Origin of the sequence: Sandarakinorhabdus sp., from assembly GCF_031422795.1 — a bacterium.
Taxonomy (GTDB): Bacteria; Pseudomonadota; Alphaproteobacteria; order Sphingomonadales; family Sphingomonadaceae; genus Sandarakinorhabdus.
On sequence record NZ_JANPML010000306.1, the window covers coordinates 1 to 3,089 of the forward strand.

General features: G+C 64.5%; 4 protein-coding genes. 3 read left to right on the top strand and 1 reads right to left on the bottom strand.

Annotation, left to right across the window (positions count from 1 at the left end; translation table 11 throughout):
- On the bottom strand, nt 1–137 hold a 137-nt coding region (locus RMO81_RS11040; protein ID WP_310475916.1), incomplete at its 3' end, for a GcrA family cell cycle regulator.
- A gap of 70 nt (nt 138–207) precedes the next feature.
- On the opposite strand from RMO81_RS11040, the gene RMO81_RS11045 reads away from it, so the two are divergent.
- From RMO81_RS11045 to RMO81_RS11055, 3 genes are all read left to right on the top strand, one after another.
- The gene (locus RMO81_RS11045) at nt 208–1,038 is read left to right on the top strand and encodes an ABC transporter permease (protein WP_409049611.1); all 831 of its coding nucleotides are present in this window, start codon (nt 208–210) and stop codon (nt 1,036–1,038) included.
- A gap of 121 nt (nt 1,039–1,159) precedes the next feature.
- Complete coding sequence (locus tag RMO81_RS11050) at nt 1,160–2,392, top strand: efflux RND transporter periplasmic adaptor subunit (protein WP_310475914.1); 1,233 nt, start codon at nt 1,160–1,162, stop codon at nt 2,390–2,392.
- 44 nt (nt 2,393–2,436) lie between these two features.
- Nucleotides 2,437–3,089 (top strand): efflux RND transporter permease subunit (locus tag RMO81_RS11055; RefSeq protein WP_310475915.1); only part of this gene is annotated, 653 nt, incomplete at its 3' end.

Sequence of the window (3,089 nt, forward strand, 5' to 3'; positions counted from 1 at the left end):
AGGCCAAGCCGGTGCGCCTTGCCGATCACGGCATTGCGGGTCACGCCTTCGCCCAGCAGCTCGGCGATCTGGGTGGCGGTCATGCCGCCTTCCCAGCCCTGCTTGAGCTTTGCGATGCGTTCGTCGGTCCAGGCCATGGCGGTTCCTGCTCTCAATAATTGGTGACACCCCTTGGCAGGGCGCGCGGGCAATCGTAAGCCCCTACCCATGATGCACGCCGATAACAAGCTGCCAGCACACCCGGAACCGGGGGTGCCCGTGATTGCACGACTGAATACGGAAGGGTTGAAGACCCTCTATTTGAAGGAGGTGCGGCGGTTTTTCAAGGTGCAGCTGCAAACCATCTGGGCGCCGGCGGTGACCACGCTGATGTTTCTGGTGATCTTTGCCGTGGCCTTGGGGCGCGGCAACGTGCTGATTCTGGGCGTGCCCTACGCCGATTTCCTTGGCCCCGGCCTGATCGTGATGGGCATCATCCAGAACAGTTTCGCCAACAGTTCGTCGTCGATATTGGTCGCCAAGGTGCAGGGTTCGATCATCGATGTGCTGATGCCGCCGCTTTCTGCCGGGGAATTGCTGCTGGCCTGGGTGGGGGGTGCGCTCACGCGGGCCTGGCTGGTCGGGCTGGCGGTGTGGGCGGTAATGGCGCTGGCGCCCGGCGTGAATGTGCCGGTGCGCGATCCGCTGCTGGTGGTGTATTTCGGCACCATGGGGGCGATCCTGCTGGCGCTGCTGGGCGTGTTGACTGGCGTCTGGGCCGACAAGTTTGATCACGCGGCGGCTGCAAGCAATTTTGTTATCCAGCCGCTCACCTTGTTGTCGGGCACGTTCTATACGGTCGAACGGCTTGGGCCCACCGTGGCGGGGATTGCCCACGCCAATCCGTTTTTCCATGTCATCAATGGTTTTCGGGCCGGCTTCATCGGCGTATCCGATGGCCCCTTGGCGCAATCGGCGGCGATGCTGGCGGTGGTGAATATTGCGCTGTGGCTGCTGTGCTATCGCGTGATAAAATCCGGCTGGAAGCTGCGCGCCTGAAGCTTGAACATGCGGCAACGACGTATTTGCGATGAAAGCGAAAGCTGCTTATCGATCCCCTGCCAAAAAATCGTGCAGGGGAAATCTTGAGGCGGCGCGTAAAGGTTTGGACTGCACAACGATGACCAATAAGACCTCCCTTTTCCGTCGTGGCGGCGCTGTTGCGCTTGCATTGCTGCTGGCTGCCTGTTCCAGCGGAGACGGTGATGGAGAATCCGGCGGCAAGAAACGCCCGCCGCAGCTGGTTTCCGCCCAGGCCGCGGCCATGGAAGATTTTGCCCCCACGTTGCTGGCATTGGGCACAGTTACCCCCAGCCAGAGCGTGGCGGTGCGGCCGCGCGCCGATGGCGAGATCGTGGGCATCGCGTTTCGTGAAGGCGACAATGTGCGGGCCGGCCAGTTACTGTTCCGCATCGATGCCCGCCAGGCGCGTGCCGCCGTCGCGCAGGCCGAAGCTGAAGTGAAAGGCGCGGTTGCCGCCGAACGCCGTGCCACGCTGGATTATCAGCGCGCCGAAGCACTGGTTGCCAAGGGTTTCGTGTCCACCGCCGCGCGTGATCTGGCGCGGGCCAACGCCTGGTCGGCGCGCAGCCAGATCGAAACCAATCGCGCGCTGTTGCAATCGGCGCAGGTGCAATTGTCGTTCCTGACCGTGAAGGCGCCGATTTCGGGGCGCACCGGTGAATTGGGCTTCCGGCTTGGTGCCAATGTGCGTCAGGGCGATGCCACCGCGCTGGTGACGATCAATCAGATTGCGCCCATCCATGTGCGTTTTCTGGTGCCGGCGGCCAATGTGCAGCAGGCGCGCGCCGTGATGGCGGGCGGCGGCGGCAGCGTTATCGTGCGCGACCGTCAGGCCGGGACGACTCTGGCCACGGGTCGACTGGTGTTCCTTGATAACAACGTCGATCCCGGCAACGGCGGAGTCGCGGCGCGGGCCGAATTCCGCAACGAAGGCGATGTGCTGTGGCCCGGCGCGATTGTTGACGTGCTGTTTCCGCTTGGCGCGCCGGTGCAGCATATCGCGCTGCCGGAAGGCGCCGTGCAGACCGGCCGCGATGCGCCGTTCGTGTGGACGGTTGCGACTGGCGGGCCAAAGCCGCCGGGCGCGGGCGGGGCTGATGCGAAAGGAATTGGCGGCAAGATCGCGATGCGCAATGTCGAAGTCGCCGGGCGACTGGACGGAAAAGTCTATCTGGCCAGCGGCGTGAAGCCGGGTGAGCAGGTGATTGTCGATGCGCTTGCCCGCCTGAAGGAAGGCGACAGCGTGCGCCTGAAGGGCCCGCCCAAGCCGCAGGTTGCCGGCAATGCGGCCCGGCCGCAATCGGGGCCGCAGACGGGGAGCGCTGGCTGATGGGTTTCGTTCGCCTCTGCGTCGAGCGGCCCATTGCCACCATCTTGCTGACCCTGGCCGTCGTGTTCGGCGGCCTGTTCGGCTATCGGGAACTCGCCGTTTCGGCACTGCCCGAAGTCGATTTGCCCACCATCCAGATCGAAGCCAGCCTGCCCGGCGCCAATCCCGGCATCATGGCAGCGTCGGTGGCGACCCCCATCGAGCGCCAATTGTCGACGGTGGCCGGCATTGAACAGGTGTTGTCGTCCAGCAGCACCGGTTCCACCCAGATCACCGTGCAGTTCGCGCTTGATCGCGACATTGATTCCGCCGCGCTTGATGTGCAGTCGGTGCTGTCGGCCGTCACCCGCCGGCTGCCGCCGGAAATGCCGAGCCCGCCCAGTTTTCGCAAGAGCAACCCGGCCGATGCGCCGGTGATCATCTATTCGGTGCGCGACAAGACGCGGGCGCTGAATGATCTCCAGACCTTGGTCGACAATCTGCTGGTGCCGCGCATTTCCACGCTGCCGGGCGCGGGCCAGGTGCAGACCTTTGGCGACCGTCGTTACGCCGTGCGCATCCAGTTCGATCCCGCCGCACTGGCCGCCCGCAATCTGACGGTGGACGATCTGCGCTCGGCAGTGTCCGCCGCCAACAGCAATATTGCCGTCGGATCGATCACGGGCGGCGCGCGAACCTATGTGCTCGACGCTTCGGG

Bases quoted from the DNA above. Each gene is read 5' to 3' on its own strand.
- RMO81_RS11045 (WP_409049611.1), top strand. From the start codon at position 208: ATGATGCACGCCGATAACAAGCTGCCAGCACACCCGGAACCGGGGGTG.
- RMO81_RS11050 (WP_310475914.1), top strand. From the start codon at position 1,160: ATGACCAATAAGACCTCCCTTTTCCGTCGTGGCGGCGCTGTTGCGCTT.